Source organism: Lysinibacillus sphaericus (assembly GCF_005217585.1).
Taxonomy (GTDB): domain Bacteria; phylum Bacillota; class Bacilli; order Bacillales_A; family Planococcaceae; genus Lysinibacillus; species Lysinibacillus sphaericus.
The window spans coordinates 899512-914631 of sequence record NZ_SZPT01000002.1 but is presented as its reverse complement, the minus strand read 5'-3'; the positions used below and the strand labels follow the sequence as shown (position 1 = coordinate 914631).

Below are 15120 nucleotides of genomic sequence, written 5' to 3'. Positions count from 1 at the left end.
TGGGGGAAGGTTTTCAAGCGTGGAAAAGATGAAGTTAAAACTACTCTATTCCGATTTGAAGTCAGATATTGATATCATCGAACAAGAATTAGAAAAAGCGGTGAATTCGTCTTCGCATTTAATTAACGATGCTTCTCTCCATTTATTACAAGCTGGTGGCAAACGAATCCGACCAATCTTTGTGTTGCTTGGCGCAAAATTTGGCGATTATGATATCGAAAAGATGAAAAGTGTGGCTGTGCCTTTAGAGCTCATTCACATGGCGTCGCTAGTGCATGATGATGTGATTGATGATTCCGATATGCGACGAGGACGTCCAACTGTCAAATCCCAATGGAATAACAGAGTAGCAATGTACACGGGCGATTTTATTTTTGCACGTGCACTTGAGTACATCACAAAGCTAGAGGATCCACTTGTTCATCAAATTTTGGCACGTACAATGGTAGAAATTTGTAATGGTGAAGTGATACAAATTGAGGACAAGTTTAGATTGGATCAGGGCTTAAAGGATTACTTCAGACGTATTAAACGAAAAACGGCATTACTTATTTCTTCAAGCTGTGAGATTGGTGCAGTGGCAGCAGGTGTTGATGCAAAAACAGTAAGCCATTTGAAACGCTTTGGCTACTTTGTTGGTATGAGCTTTCAAATAATCGATGATGTATTAGATATTATGGCGACAGATAAAGAATTAGGGAAGCCAGCAGGTAGTGACTTATTGCAAGGGAATATTACCTTGCCGATTTTGTTATTAAAAGATGATCCACAAATGCAACCTTACTTAGCAAAAGTGTTTGCAGGGACATTAACGGAGCTTGAGCGCCAAAATATGTTGCAATATGTGCGTAAATCTGACGCAATTACACAAGCTAATAAAATGAGTGATAAGTATTTGAAAAAAGCTTTACAAGAAATAGATGCTTTACCAAAACATCCAATTAAGAAAAAGCTTCGTGATATCGCTTTGTTTATGGGCAAGCGTAAATTCTAGCTTTTTGTTGTGCTAAAGCTTATTTTTTGTTAATATTTATCGGTAGGTGTAAAACCTGTTAGACGAATTTAAGGAGTGTTTTAAACATGGCAATCGAAAAAACTTTTTTAATGGTTAAGCCTGATGGCGTAGAACGACAAGTAGTAGGTGACATCGTTGACCGTTTTGAACGTCGCGGTTTTGTATTAAAAGGCGCTAAATTAATGGTAATTCCTCAAGAATTAGCTGAAAAACACTATGCTGAGCATGCTGAACGTCCATTCTTCGGTGAATTAGTAGACTTCATCACTTCTGGTCCAGTATTCGCTATGGTATGGGAAGGCGAAAACGTAATCAAACTTGCACGTACAATGATGGGTGCTACGAAACCAGAAGAATCTAACCCAGGTACAATCCGTGGTGACTACGCTACAACTGTATCTCACAACATCATCCACGGTTCTGACTCTCTTGCATCTGCAGAGCGCGAAATCGGTTTATTCTTCGGTGAAGATTTAGTTTAATTCGCACTTCTAAGAAGCGTAGCGAAAAGAACTACGAATAGAACTCAATAAAAAAATCATCTATTTTTCCGATGTGACTTTTACCTTCTAACAAAAAAATGTTAGGGGGTTTTTTGTTTGTTCAAATCTCTCAATAAAGTGAAGAACGCAAACATTGATTTAAGCTTTTTGACTAGCAAAACTGAAATAGAACACCAAAGAAAGCAATGGTGAAAAAAATCAATAACTCAATAGTTAAAATGGATTCTTTTGATGAGTTGGACAACAAAAATATAACAATTCAATACGCGACACAAATTTTAAATCAACAGTGGTGACTAAGTGGATTAAGACCAAGGACAATTGATAGGTATAACTATAATTTTAAGCGTTTTGTTGAGGTAACCGAAGTTGAATATCTACATAAAATTAATAATGAAAAATTGATCAATATTTGTGAAGGACATTTCTTTATATGGTCGTTTAAGCCGTTTTAAGCAAGTGTTACGATAATGGCTGGATATACTTAAAGTTTTGCACAAACATCAAAATAAAAGTAAATTCAAGCGTTAAGGAAGCTGCTACAGAAAAAGAGTTAGCATTAGTGTTATTGCTTTTGGATAAATCAACCATGGGGTTGCGTTTTATTTTTTATTAAAACATTATTATCGTTATTGACCTGATAAATAATTTCTTCAGTATTTAAACATATGAACAAAGATTCCCTCAATTCAGTTGAATTAATGGGTGTGTAGAAATGCGAGATTATAAAATAGATTATGATGAGATTGCGGTAGCCTATCATTAAGCTGGTGTGCTTTTCTATATGAATAGATTAATGAATAAATATAAAGCGACAAAGCGAACACAAGCTCATGGTGGTAATAAGGCGTGTAACAAAGTGCTATTCTTTCAACTTTGAGTCAGCCAGCTTACAACAACAATGGTAGCAAGCTTATAGAGTCCTTTAACGAGCTTGCAAGAGTTGATAGATTTTGCTTGGGCTTGTTTCAATGGACGTTAGGAAGCTTACCTATTTCATAACAATCACTATGTACAAACTTTTCACCGAATTAAAATTAAACAATATATGTTTGAGCTATCATTTATCATTCTACTATGTTAAATTAAGGAATAAATGACTAATACCTCTATCTCAAATATTGGGTTTATGATAACATATATTTGAATCTTTTAACTTTAAATACTTATGAAAGGAAGTGTAATAATCATATATGAAAAAGATATTGAAACCATTGATTAGTGTTATTGCCATTGGTACCCTCTCTCTATCTATAAACATCGATAAAAATGTATTCGCTAATAATATTGCAAATACATGTGCGTATAATTCGACATCGAAAGTAAACCCTGATTATTCCACAATGAACTGTTTGTTAACTGAAACAGCACTGAAATATGATGTTCCTCCTGAAATTGTGAAGGCAATAGCGGAAGGTGAAAGTGGAAATTGGCGTCATTTTGATAAGAATGGTGAAGCAATTGTGACAGCTGATAATGGAATAGGCATTATGCAAATTACAAATCAAGCAGGCTACAACCAAGATAGACTAAAAAGCGATATTGTCTATAATATTCAAGCTGGTGTAGAGACGCTAGATAATATGTTTAAGCGAAAGGATTTACCTAGCATCAACGGTGGAGAAAGAGATGTACTGGAACATTGGTACTTCGCTATCATGGCTTATAACGGTACTAAGCCAGTAAATAGTCCAATTGTTCAAGCAACTGGTGAAAGAAATACCAATGCCTATCAAGAAAGAATTCTCCGTATTATTAATAAATTGGAATTAATAGACTTAACAGAGCTGCCTTTTTCACGTGAACATTTTCAATATGGCTCTAACAGCAGGGAAAATATTAAATTTTCAACGATGAACTATGACTTTGATTTACCATTAACAAAATCTAAGTATTATTTTGAAAAAAATCAAAAAGTTAGTGCAATAACGAATGTAACAATTAGGACAAGACCTACTACGGATAGTCCTTCTTTGGGTACTTTACGTGAAGGTGAAATTGTTACCATTACAGGTCCTTTTGAATATGAAAAAGTATCAACGAAGAAAAACCATTTTGTGTGGTATCCTGTGAAAAGAAGTGACGGGACAGAGGGCTATGTAGCATCAAGTTATTTAAACTACTCAGCTGCAACACCAACACCTCCAGTAACACCACCCACAACGGGCAACGTTGATGTATCAAAGTTTGCTGATTACAATGCAAACCAATACTGGGCTGAGGATTTTAAGTGGGCAGTCAACATCGGTATCATCAGTGGATACCCAAATGTGAAAAACCCATCAACAGGTAAGTACGAAAACTTACTTAAACCGTACACGAACTTAACGGAAAACCAAATGTTATCTATCCTATTCCGTTACTTCAAACCATCAGAACTAGCTTCAACGAAAGCTAATACTTCATGGTATGGAGACGTAAACTACCAACTGGCTACAAAATACTCTCTACCAGTCCTAGGTGCAAACACAGCATCCAAACAAGCCATTGCAGGGAAGGATATCACACGAGGTAACTTCGCTCGTATTTTAGCTTCAATGCATTATGGTAAGACCGTATCTCAGTCAGAGGCTATTAAATTCCTTCGTGATAATGCTTTAACAACTACTAAAACAAATGAAGAGTTTAAACCAAATGATTCTCTAGCAAGAGCGCACACAGTGGCATTCTTCCACCGTTACGAACAAATATTCAATAACTAAATTGCTACTTACAAGTGAAAAGATGACTATAAAAAGTCATCTTTTCTTTTTTATGTTTAATAAATCCTTTCTTGACACACTTGGAGAAAGCATAACAATGGAAGGCTCATAATAAGTGACAAAATAGCTATTGAAAGACATATGAATTTACAAACTTTCCATCTGTTTTGGCTGTGAGTGCAATCCTTATAAGCTATAACTTTTTTTAGATAAATGCTATAATATTCAGATAATTCGTTGCTAGTAAATAGTTTTATAAAGCGGTATATATTTTCTAGCAAGCAAATAAACTTAAACGTAATGTATTAAGGGGAATGACAGAAACGTTTTAGAAAAGGGGTAGTGATATGAGAGAAGTAGTAATAGTAGCAGCTGTTCGTACCGCAGTTGGACGTAGTAAAGGCGCTTTAAAGGATGTACGTGCAGATGATTTAGCAGCAGATGTATTACAAGAAGTAGTAAAGCGTGCAGGGATTGACAAGGGTCAAGTGGAGGATGTTATTTTCGGCTGTGTGACACAATCAGGTGAGCAAGGTGCAAATATTGCCCGCACAGCGTTATTAATGGCAGGCTTCCCAGAGAAAGTTCCTGGCGTCACGATTGATCGACAATGCGGTTCTAGCCAGCAAGCTGTGCATTTTGGCGCACAAGCTATCTTAGCAGGTGATATGGATACTGTCATTGCTGGTGGTGTAGAAAGTATGACAAGGGTGCCAATGTTTTCAAATATGCAGAGTGCCCATAAAGGCAAACGCTTACAAGAAAATTATACGATTATTCATCAAGGGTTATCAGCTGAGAAAATGGCGGCAAAATGGCAATTTTCAAAAGACCATTTAAATCATTTTGCTTATGAAAGTCATAGGCGAGCTTTAGCAGCCATTGAGGCAGGTCTTTTTCAACAGGAAATCATGCCTGTCCATCTCACACAAGAAGACGGAACGGTTACCATATTTAATGTCGATGAAGGGCCTCGAGCAGATACAACGATGGAACGATTAAATAACTTAAAAACCGTCTTTCAAGAGCAAGGGGTTATTACAGCCGGTAATGCAAGCCAAATGAGTGATGGGGCATCGGCTGTCGTGCTGATGTCGTTAGAAAAAGCACAAGAGCTTGGCATTCAACCGCTTGCAAAAATTGTTACACGCGTTGTGGTAGGCTCTGATCCGACGCTTATGCTTACGGGTCCAATTGAAGCTACAAGACAAGCCTTGAAACGTGCAGGACTGACAATTGAAGAGATAGATACGTATGAAGTCAACGAAGCCTTTGCTCCTGTGCCACTTGCTTGGTTACATGATATCGGTGCAGACCCAGCAAAGCTAAATCCAGATGGTGGTGCTATTGCTTTAGGGCATCCATTAGGAGCAACGGGTACGAAGTTGTTAACGACAATGGTATATCGGATGCAACGTGAAAATTTACGCTATGGCCTCATTGCTATATGTGAGGGTATGGGTATGGCAAATGCCACAATTATTGAAAAAATGTAAAGGGGTTGTGTGGGATGAAATGTCATGAAGTTGTAGCGATTGTAACAGGTGGTGCATCAGGTTTAGGGGAGGCAACTGTCCGGAAAATTGTTGGAGAAGGTGGTAAAGCTGTTATTTTTGATGTCAATGATGAGAGAGGGCAGACACTTGTGCAAGAATTAGGTGATAATGTCCGCTATGTTCGTGTTGATGTGACACAGGAAGCGGATGTGGCAGCGGGCATTGAACATGCGATAGCAACATTTGGACTGATTAATGTAGCTGTTAACTGTGCAGGGATTGCGGATGCGAGTAAAGTCATTTCAAAACGAGGTGTCCATGCACTTGAGTTATTTTCGAAAGTGATAGCTGTCAATTTAATTGGGACATTTAACGTTATTCGTCTTGCAGCCGAACAAATGCAGCATAATAAGCCTGATGAAGATGGGCAGCGAGGCGTTATGATTAATACAGCATCTGTGGCTGCATTTGATGGTCAAATTGGACAAGCGGCTTATAGTGCCTCAAAGGGTGGAGTAGCGGCGATGACATTGCCAATTGCGCGCGAGCTTGCAGAGTTAGGAATACGAGTAATGACGATCGCGCCTGGGCTAATTGAAACGCCGATGTTTGCGTCGCTAGCTGAACCAGCTCGTACAGCACTAGCAACTATGACACCATTTCCTAAACGTCTTGGCAAACCATCCGAATATGCATTGCTTGTAGAAAGTATTATTCATAATGTTATGCTTAATGGCGAGGTCATTCGCCTTGATGGTGCGATACGCATGCAACCGAAATAATAAAATTGAAGTACTTATGATGTAAATGAATAGTCGTCGATAAAAACAAATGTTTTGTAGCAGCGGTCAGCTTCGGTTTAATTAGGGCGTGATAAACGTCAGGATAATGAAAGGGAGCGATGTTATGCATATGATGGATACACCTTTACTACTGACAAGTTTTTTAAGTCGGGCAGAACGATTCTTTCATGCGAAGAAAATCTATTCGCGTACAAGCCCTACAACGATTCATGAGTTTACTTATAAAGAGTTTGCTATTCGTACTCGTAAATTAGCGGATGCTTTAACAACACTAGGCATGGACCGAGGTATAAAAGTGGGTACTTTTGCTTGGAATCATCATCGTCACTTAGAGGCATATTTTGCCGTACCGTGTGCTGGTGCAGTACTGCATATGATTAATATTCGCTTGGCGCCTGAGCATATCGTGTATGTGATAAATCATGCAGAAGATGAAATTTTACTTATTGATGAAAATCTAGTTCCTGTCATTGCACCAATCGTGTCCCAGCTTAAAACAGTGAAGTATTTTATTGTTATGGGGGATGCAGTGGAATTGCAAAACTCGCCATTACCCAATGCGCTGTCTTATGAAGACCTACTTGCAGAGGCAAGTAGTGATTTTGAATTTCCAGACGATATAGAGGAGAATGCACCTGCTGGTATGTGCTATACAAGTGCAACAACAGGTATGCCAAAGGGTGTTGTTTATACACATCGGAGCATTGTTCTTCATAGCATTACGGCTGGGCTGTCTGATAGCATCGCGATATGTGAGCGTGATGTCGTGTTACCGGTCGTCCCAATGTTTCATGCCAATGCTTGGGGCTTACCGTTTGCTAGCGTGTTATTTGGGGCTACTCAAGTACTACCTGGACCGATGTTTACACCGCAGCTATTAGCGGATTTAATTGAACAGTACAAAGTAACATTAACAGCGGGCGTTCCAACGATTTGGCTTGGTGTGTTACAAGCGCAACGTCAACAACCACGTGATTTATCGTCGTTACGTTCGATTATTTGTGGTGGTTCTGCATCGCCCATTGGTCTTGTGCGCGGTTTTGAAGAAGAACAAAAAATTCCGTATTTTACGGGCTACGGTATGACCGAGACATCACCACTTGTTAGCTTATCGACCTACTTATCACATATGGAACACTATACGACAGACGAAAAAATGCACGTTCGCACTACGCAAGGGATCACGATGCCACTTCTTGATATGCGAATCGTTAATGAACATGGTGAGGTACCATGGGACGGCAAGACGATGGGAGAAATCACAATAAGAGGCCCTTGGATTGCTAGTGAATATTATAAAGATGAGCGCACGGCAGAAGCTTTTAAAGATGGGTGGCTATATACTGGAGATATTGCGGTGATGACCCCTGATGGCTATATTAAAATTACAGATCGTACAAAAGACTTGATTAAGAGTGGTGGGGAATGGATTTCATCTGTGGAGCTTGAAAATGCCTTAATGACACATCCGAAAGTGTTTGAAGCGGCCGTGGTGGCCATTCCACATGAGAAATGGTTGGAACGTCCGCTGGCATGTGTCGTTCCTAAGCCTGAATATAAAGATTCCATTACGAAGGAGGAACTGCTCGATAGTTTGCGTACACAGTTCCATAAAACGTGGATTCCCGATGATGTTGTTTTTTTAGATGAAGTGCCGAAAACATCCGTAGGCAAATTTATGAAAGCTAAGTTAAGGGAAAATTTAAAAGATTATCGTGTGAAAATTTAACAGTTATATTAATATGGTAATAGACTGGAGCTGGGACATAACTCAAAAAATTTAAGAAACAGACGAAAGGTGTTCATAATTTTTTGCTATATGGAGAACTTAGCTATTCATGCTCTTGCAATAAAAAAATTAGAAGTGTTCACTAGTTGTTGGTAGCGGAGGTGGTAGCGAGGGTTGTGGCTTACTGTGCTGAGCGGAAAGCACCGCCGTAGCGGACAACAACGGCATAGCGAAAAAGTGTTGGATTGATTGCAGTCAATCTAACACTTTTTCTCTTTTGATGCCTTTTATTGCATTGGATGCTGTGTTGAGAGAAAACGCGTGATGTCTATAACAAAAGACGTGTGTTTTTCCTCGAACTAGTTTTTCCATTGTTGATTAATTAGAAAGTGGATGGAGTACACTTAAAAAAGGAAACTATTTGCTTGTTTTATCGTATAATCTTTATAGATAATCTTTATAGATAGGGGGAAGAGAAATTATGGAAATCGCTATTGTTGCTATTATTGGCGGCATTATGGTCGCTTTGGCTGGGATATTTACTGATGCGCGTACGAAGGGACAAAAACTTAAATTAAAGACAATCGAACAAGAAGTGGAATTAGAGAAGCTAAGATTGGAATCATATACAAAAGAAACCGAAAAACTGCGACTAGAATTGGAACATTCGAAAGTGCTACTATTAGAAGAGAAGAAAAATACAACGAGGTAACTTTGAATACACATGAAAGACTATTTCAGTAAAGGCATTTTTCCGCTATAATGGAAATACGACGCTAGAGGGGAAGATGACCGTATGTCAGATTATGAACAATTTGTAGAAGGTATTAAGCGCAAAACAGGTATTGATTTAGCGTTATATAAAGAAGCGCAAATGAAAAGACGATTAACTTCACTCTATGAGAAAAAGGGATATCGTAATTTTGTTGATTTTTTTAAGGCTCTTGAACAAGATCGCGATTTAATGAATGAATTTCTAGATCGAATGACCATTAATGTTTCGGAGTTTTATCGAAATGGAAAGCGCTGGGAAGTATTGCAAAAGAAAATTTTTCCAAAGTTATTGCAATCCAATAAGCGTTTGAAAATTTGGAGTGCTGCCTGTTCTACTGGGGAAGAACCTTATTCATTAGCAATGGTATTATCACAATTAGTACCGTTATCGCAAATTCAAATAATCGCCACAGATTTAGATGAAAATGTTATTCAAAAAGCTAAATTGGGCGTCTATCCAGAGCGTTCTTTAGCAGAGGTTCCAAAAGATATTCAGGCGAAGTATTTTGAGCAAGAGGGAAGCTTCTACCGAGTGAAAGATGAAATTAAACGTTGTGTGACCTTTAAAAAGCATAATTTGCTTAACGATCATTATGATGCCAATTATGATCTGATCGTGTGCCGCAATGTGATGATTTATTTTACCGAAGAAGCAAAGGATCAAATCTATGCAAACTTCAGTAAAGCATTACGACAAGATGGCATTTTATTTGTCGGCTCAACGGAGCAAATATTTAATCCTTCGCGTTATGAATTTGAGGTAGAGGATACATTCTTCTATCGAAAAAAATAGCAAACTATATGATGAAAAGCATTCGTACAGTGAACAAGATGACTGTCACGTACATAAAATTGCCAAGACACTAGACATAGATGATCGTACGCTTTTCGCTTGTCATAAGCAAAAAGCGTATTTTTTTATTAAGTTCACCATTTTGCTGCCGATAATTTCCAGTAGAATGTGTAGCGTTAGAATAGTTGGATGTGTTACTAGAAAACCTTCTTTTTTTAAATGAATCGTTCAGAATATTCGCATATAATACTGTGCTGTTTATTTGAACGTATTAATAGCAAGGTGGTATGACATTTGTAAAAGGACTGTTTTTTTAGAGAATATATGTTATAGTGAAAAATACATACTTTAGCGAGTTGAAGGGAGAAAGCGTTTATGCGTTATTTAACAGCAGGTGAATCACACGGACCGCAATTAACAACGATAATTGAGGGTTTACCGTCACTTTTACCAATTACAGCAGAGAAAATTAATCATGATTTAAAACGTCGTCAAGGAGGACATGGCCGCGGTCGCCGTATGCAAATTGAGACAGATACAGTAGAAATAGTAGGTGGTGTGCGCCACGGACAAACGCTAGGTTCTCCAGTTGCGCTTGTTGTCACAAATGATGACTGGAAGCATTGGACAAAAATTATGGGGGCCGAACCATTAGCAGAAGATATTAATCCAGAAGATATAAAACGTCAGATTTCACGTCCGCGTCCGGGTCATGCAGATTTAGTAGGCGGCATGAAATATGGGCATCGCGATTTACGCAATGTTTTAGAGCGTTCTTCTGCGCGTGAAACAACTGTCCGCGTAGCTGTTGGTGCTGTTGCTAAAGCATTATTAAATGAGCTTGGTATATCAATTGTGTCACATGTTACAGAAATCGTAGGCATTAAGGCAGACACTTCTGTAATTGAAGGGAAATCAGTAGCAGAAATTCGTACGATTGTTGAAGCAGATCCATGTTACTGTGTAGACCCTATTGCTTCTGCAAAAATGGTGGAGGCAATCGATGAGGCGAAAAAAGCAGGTGACTCTATCGGTGGTGTTGTTGAAGTAATTGTTGAGGGTATGCCAGCTGGTATTGGCTCTTATGTGCATTACGATCGCAAGCTTGATGCGAAATTAGCGGCAGCTATGTTATCAATTAATGCCTTTAAAGGTGTTGAATTCGGTATTGGTTTTGAAATGGCTCGTCGCAAAGGTTCAGAAGTCCATGACGAAATTATTTGGTCAGAAGAAGAAGGGTATACACGTGCAACGAATCGACTTGGTGGCTTAGAAGGCGGTATGTCAACAGGTATGCCAATTGTCGTTCGCGGTGTTATGAAGCCTATTCCAACGCTGTATAAACCTTTGCAAAGTGTTGATATTGAAACAAAAGAACCGTTTAAAGCAAGTGTTGAACGTTCTGATAGCTGTGCAGTACCGGCGGCATCTGTTGTTGCCGAACATGTTATTGCCTGGGAAATAGCAAATGCGATTATGGAGCAATTCCACGGAGATCAATTGCCACAACTACAAGCTCAAATTGAAGAACAACGCCGTTACGCAAAGGAGTTTTGATATATGCGTGTACCAGTAGCGACAACATCACATCAGTATGAAGTAGTGCTTGGGCATAATTTTTTAGCTGAAGCAGTCAAAACATTTGACGATAAACTGCAAAAAGCAGATAAACTCATTGTTTTTACAGATGCCAATGTGTGGGCTGCCCAAGGGGAATATTTTAAGGGCCATTTCCCATATGACTTTGAGGTCTTTGTGCTACCGGGTGGTGAAGCTTGTAAAACTTTTGAGCAATACAATGCAGCACAAACTTTCTTACTTGAACAAAAATGTTCACGAAAATCATTTATTTTTGCCTTTGGTGGCGGAGCAGTTGGCGATTTAACAGGCTTTGTTGCAGCTACCTATATGCGAGGAGTACCGTTTATTCAAATCCCAACGACGATTTTAGCACATGACTCAGCAGTGGGAGGTAAAACAGCTATCAATCATCCACTAGGCAAAAATATGATTGGTGCCTTCTACCAGCCTGAAGGGGTAATATACGATACGCTCTTTATTGAGAGTTTGCCAGAGCGTGAGGTGCGTTCGGGAACAGCTGAAGTCATAAAACATGCGATGATTTCAAGTGCTTCCTGGCTACAGCAATTAATGGGGGCTGAATCAGTCATTCATTTTAGTACAACGGAATTGGCTCAACAGCTAAAGGCTGGCATTGAGGTAAAGGCGAAAATTGTGTCTGAAGATGAAACGGAACAATCTGTGCGCAAATATTTAAACTTAGGTCATACATATGGCCATGCTATTGAAGCAGCAGCAGGTTATGGGAAAGTCGCACATGGTGAGGCAGTAATGATTGGTCTTGTGTATTGTCTTTTACTGAGTGAGCGATATGGTAAGCTGGATCGTGACTTTACAACAGCATTTTTACATTTTGCTGTAAAAAACGGCTATCCTTTCGAAGCGGTGAATGATTATTCATTTGAACAGTTAACAACATATTTATTAAAAGATAAAAAAGCGGAATATGGTGTATTACAATTTGTCCTGCTAGAAGAAATTGGGAAACCTTTTGTGCGACCAATTGAGTTAGCAGAATGCAAAGAAATAGATGCAGAATTCCGCCAATTATTAGCGGAGGTGCTTGGATGATTCGTGGTTTAAGAGGCGCAATTACAATTGAATTGGACAAGCCAGAGCTTGTATGGGATGAGACAGCTAGGTTAGTACGTGAAGTAGTAGCAGTAAACGGTGTTGCGGTAGAGGATATTGCTTCTATTGTCATTTCGACAACGCCGGATATTACATCAGCGTTTCCAGCGCGTGCTGTTAGGTTAATGGAAGGCTGGCAGTATGTTCCTGTCATGTGTATGCATGAAATGGACGTGCCTGGAGCTTTGCCATTATGCATACGCGTGTTAATTCATGCGAATGTCGAAATGGCGCAAAAAGATGTAAAGCATATTTATTTAAATGATGCAATCAAATTAAGACCAGATTTAGCCCAAGCTAAATAATAAGAGGAGATGTTTGAGATGAAATGGAAACAACAATTGGACGGGATGCAAGCATATAAGCCAGGTAAACCAATTGAAGAAGTACAACGTGAATTTGGCTTACAAGAAGTCGTAAAGTTAGCATCAAATGAAAACCCATTTGGTTGCTCCCCTAAGGTAACAGCATATTTACACAATAGTGCAGTAAACCATGCATTATATCCAGACGGCTATGCGCAAAACTTACGTACAACTGTAGCAAATCATGTAGGTGTCAAGGAAACACAGCTTCTTTTTGGCAATGGCTCAGATGATATTATTGCGATTCTTACTCGTGCGCTGTTGTATCCAGGTGTGAATACAATCATGGCAGATCCATCATTCTCACAATATGCTCATAATGCTGAAATTGAAGGCGCAGAAGTTCGTAAAATTCCTTGTATTGATGGTGCACATGACTTGGATGCTATGGCGGCAGCAATTGACGAGCATACTTCAATTGTGTGGGTATGTAGCCCGAACAATCCAACAGGTGTTGTCATTGCAGATACGGATTTACGAGCGTTTTTAGCGAAAGTACCAAGCGATGTACTGGTCGTGTTAGATGAAGCGTATATCGAATATGTGACACACCCTGGTCATAAAGAAACACTACCATTAATTAACGAGTATCCAAACCTACTATTAATGCGCACATTCTCAAAAGCATACGGTCTTGCTTCCTTCCGAGTAGGCTACGCAATTGGTCAACCTGAAGTCATTGCTAAACTAGATCCAGTGCGTGCACCGTTTAACAATACGATTTTAAGCCAAGCAGTTGCGGCGATTGCATTAAATGATCAAGACTATATTAAAAATTGCTGTAAAGCAAATGAACTAGGTAAAAAGCAATATGTTGATTTTTGTGAAAAGCATAATTTGAAATACTACCCATCTGATACGAACTTTATTTTATTTGATACGAAAGCTAATAGTGATGTTGTTTTTCAGGAACTTATGAAGCGCGGGTTTATTATTCGCAGTGGGAACGCTTTAGGTGCCCCTGGTTTTATTCGTGTAACTATTGGTACTGAAGCGCAAAATGCGGCGTTGTTACAGCATCTTGAAGCCGTGTTACAAGAACAAGGAGTTTTTGCATGACACGCAAAGTACTTGTAATTGGTTTAGGCTTAATTGGGGGCTCGATTGCTCTTGCTTTACAAAAAGCACCTAACACAAAAATTATAGGCTATGATATGGACGAAACAACACGTGAACATGCTAAAACATTAAATATTGTTCATGACATTGTGACAAATCCACAAGATGTTGCAGCAGAAGTTGATATCATTATATTTGGGACTCCTGTTAACGCTACACTTGAGTGGATGGAACAATTAAAAACATGGCCGTTAAAAAATAAAGTGATTGTAACAGATACAGGTAGCACGAAAAAAATGATTATGCAAAAAGCTGGGGAGTTACGTGAATTAGGTATTACCTTTATCGGTGGACACCCGATGGCAGGGTCTCATAAAAGTGGTGTTTTAGCGGCAAAGGCTCATCTTTTTGAAAATGCGTACTATATGTTAACACCACTAGCGGGTGAAGAAATTATTAATATGGCCCAGCTTGAAAGTCTATTGAAATTCACTCATGCCAAAGTTGTTAGTGTATCTGCACGTGAGCACGATCATATGACAGCCGTAGTTAGCCATTTCCCGCATGTTATTGCGGCATCTCTTGTGCATCAATTAGGCGGAGAAAATGGTGAGTATCCGATGACACGCTCACTGGCAGCAGGGGGCTTCCGTGATGTCACGCGTATTGCATCATCTAATCCGATATTATGGCGTGATATTACACTACAAAATCGTGATGAATTAGTAGCCCAGCTTGAGGGATGGCAATCCGAAATGAATCGTGTGAAGGAGCTTTTACTAAATGGAAGCTCTGCTGATATTGAAAACTATTTTGCAATTGCTAAGGAGCTTCGTGATGAATTACCAATTAGTGCTGGGGCAATGTTCACGTCGTTTGATTTGTATGTCGATGTTCCTGACTACCCAGGGGTAATTTCTGAAGTAACAGGTTTACTTGCAGATGAAAAAATTAGTATTACTAATTTACGTATCGTAGAATCTCGCGAAGATGTCTTCGGTATACTTGTCATTAGTTTACAAAGTGAAAGTGATCGTGAGCGTGCAGCTGCATGTATTCAACAGCGTGCAAAATTTGAAACATATATTTCATAGGTAAGTGCATTCACGTTAAGAACAGACGTTGGATTACTAATAATGAAGAAAGCGTCGATATATCGGCGCTTTCTA

13 protein-coding genes are annotated in these 15120 nt (G+C 39.0%); all 13 read left to right on the top strand.

Going from position 1 to position 15120, the window contains the following annotated elements:
* Positions 1–19: 19 nt before the first annotated feature.
* The 13 genes from hepT (at position 20) to FC748_RS09975 (ending at position 15045) form a co-directional block, all read left to right on the top strand.
* Positions 20–994, top strand: a complete 975-nt coding sequence (gene hepT, locus FC748_RS10040) for a heptaprenyl diphosphate synthase component II (protein WP_108030404.1) — start codon at positions 20–22, stop codon at positions 992–994.
* A gap of 86 nt (positions 995–1080) precedes the next feature.
* Positions 1081–1497 carry a nucleoside-diphosphate kinase gene (gene ndk / locus FC748_RS10035; protein ID WP_024364284.1) on the top strand — a complete coding sequence of 139 codons (417 nt, stop codon included), beginning with the start codon at positions 1081–1083 and terminating at the stop codon, positions 1495–1497.
* A gap of 1214 nt (positions 1498–2711) precedes the next feature.
* The gene (locus FC748_RS10025) at positions 2712–4220 is read left to right on the top strand and encodes an SH3 domain-containing protein (RefSeq protein ID WP_108030405.1); all 1509 of its coding nucleotides are present in this window, start codon (positions 2712–2714) and stop codon (positions 4218–4220) included.
* A 347-nt stretch (positions 4221–4567) separates the two neighbouring features.
* Positions 4568–5716: a thiolase family protein gene (locus tag FC748_RS10020; protein WP_024364277.1), complete on the top strand. Its 1149-nt coding sequence runs from the start codon at positions 4568–4570 to the stop codon at positions 5714–5716.
* A 14-nt stretch (positions 5717–5730) separates the two neighbouring features.
* Entirely contained in the window at positions 5731–6498 is a 768-nt protein-coding gene (locus FC748_RS10015; protein WP_024364276.1) for a 3-hydroxyacyl-CoA dehydrogenase, read from the top strand.
* A 124-nt stretch (positions 6499–6622) separates the two neighbouring features.
* Complete coding sequence (locus tag FC748_RS10010) at positions 6623–8248, top strand: long-chain fatty acid--CoA ligase (protein ID WP_108030406.1); 1626 nt, start codon at positions 6623–6625, stop codon at positions 8246–8248.
* A gap of 481 nt (positions 8249–8729) precedes the next feature.
* A complete protein-coding gene (locus tag FC748_RS10005) occupies positions 8730–8960 on the top strand; it encodes a hypothetical protein (RefSeq protein WP_024364274.1) in 231 nt (76 codons plus the stop codon).
* Between the two features lie 84 nt (positions 8961–9044).
* Positions 9045–9815 carry a CheR family methyltransferase gene (locus FC748_RS10000; RefSeq protein WP_024364273.1) on the top strand — a complete coding sequence of 257 codons (771 nt, stop codon included), beginning with the start codon at positions 9045–9047 and terminating at the stop codon, positions 9813–9815.
* A 375-nt stretch (positions 9816–10190) separates the two neighbouring features.
* Entirely contained in the window at positions 10191–11372 is a 1182-nt protein-coding gene (aroC, locus tag FC748_RS09995; protein WP_108030407.1) for a chorismate synthase, read from the top strand.
* 3 nt (positions 11373–11375) lie between these two features.
* Positions 11376–12467 (top strand): 3-dehydroquinate synthase, encoded by a 1092-nt coding sequence (gene aroB, locus FC748_RS09990; RefSeq protein ID WP_024364271.1) that lies wholly within the window; start codon positions 11376–11378, stop codon positions 12465–12467.
* Positions 12464–12832, top strand: a complete 369-nt coding sequence (gene aroH / locus FC748_RS09985; protein ID WP_024364270.1) for a chorismate mutase — start codon at positions 12464–12466, stop codon at positions 12830–12832. The genes aroB and aroH overlap by 4 nt, the downstream gene beginning before the upstream one ends.
* An 18-nt stretch (positions 12833–12850) precedes the next feature.
* Positions 12851–13951, top strand: coding sequence for a histidinol-phosphate transaminase (gene hisC, locus FC748_RS09980; protein WP_108030408.1), 1101 nt, complete (start codon positions 12851–12853; stop codon positions 13949–13951).
* Positions 13948–15045, top strand: coding sequence for a prephenate dehydrogenase (locus FC748_RS09975; protein WP_025219078.1), 1098 nt, complete (start codon positions 13948–13950; stop codon positions 15043–15045). The genes hisC and FC748_RS09975 overlap by 4 nt, the downstream gene beginning before the upstream one ends.
* Positions 15046–15120 lie beyond the last annotated feature (75 nt).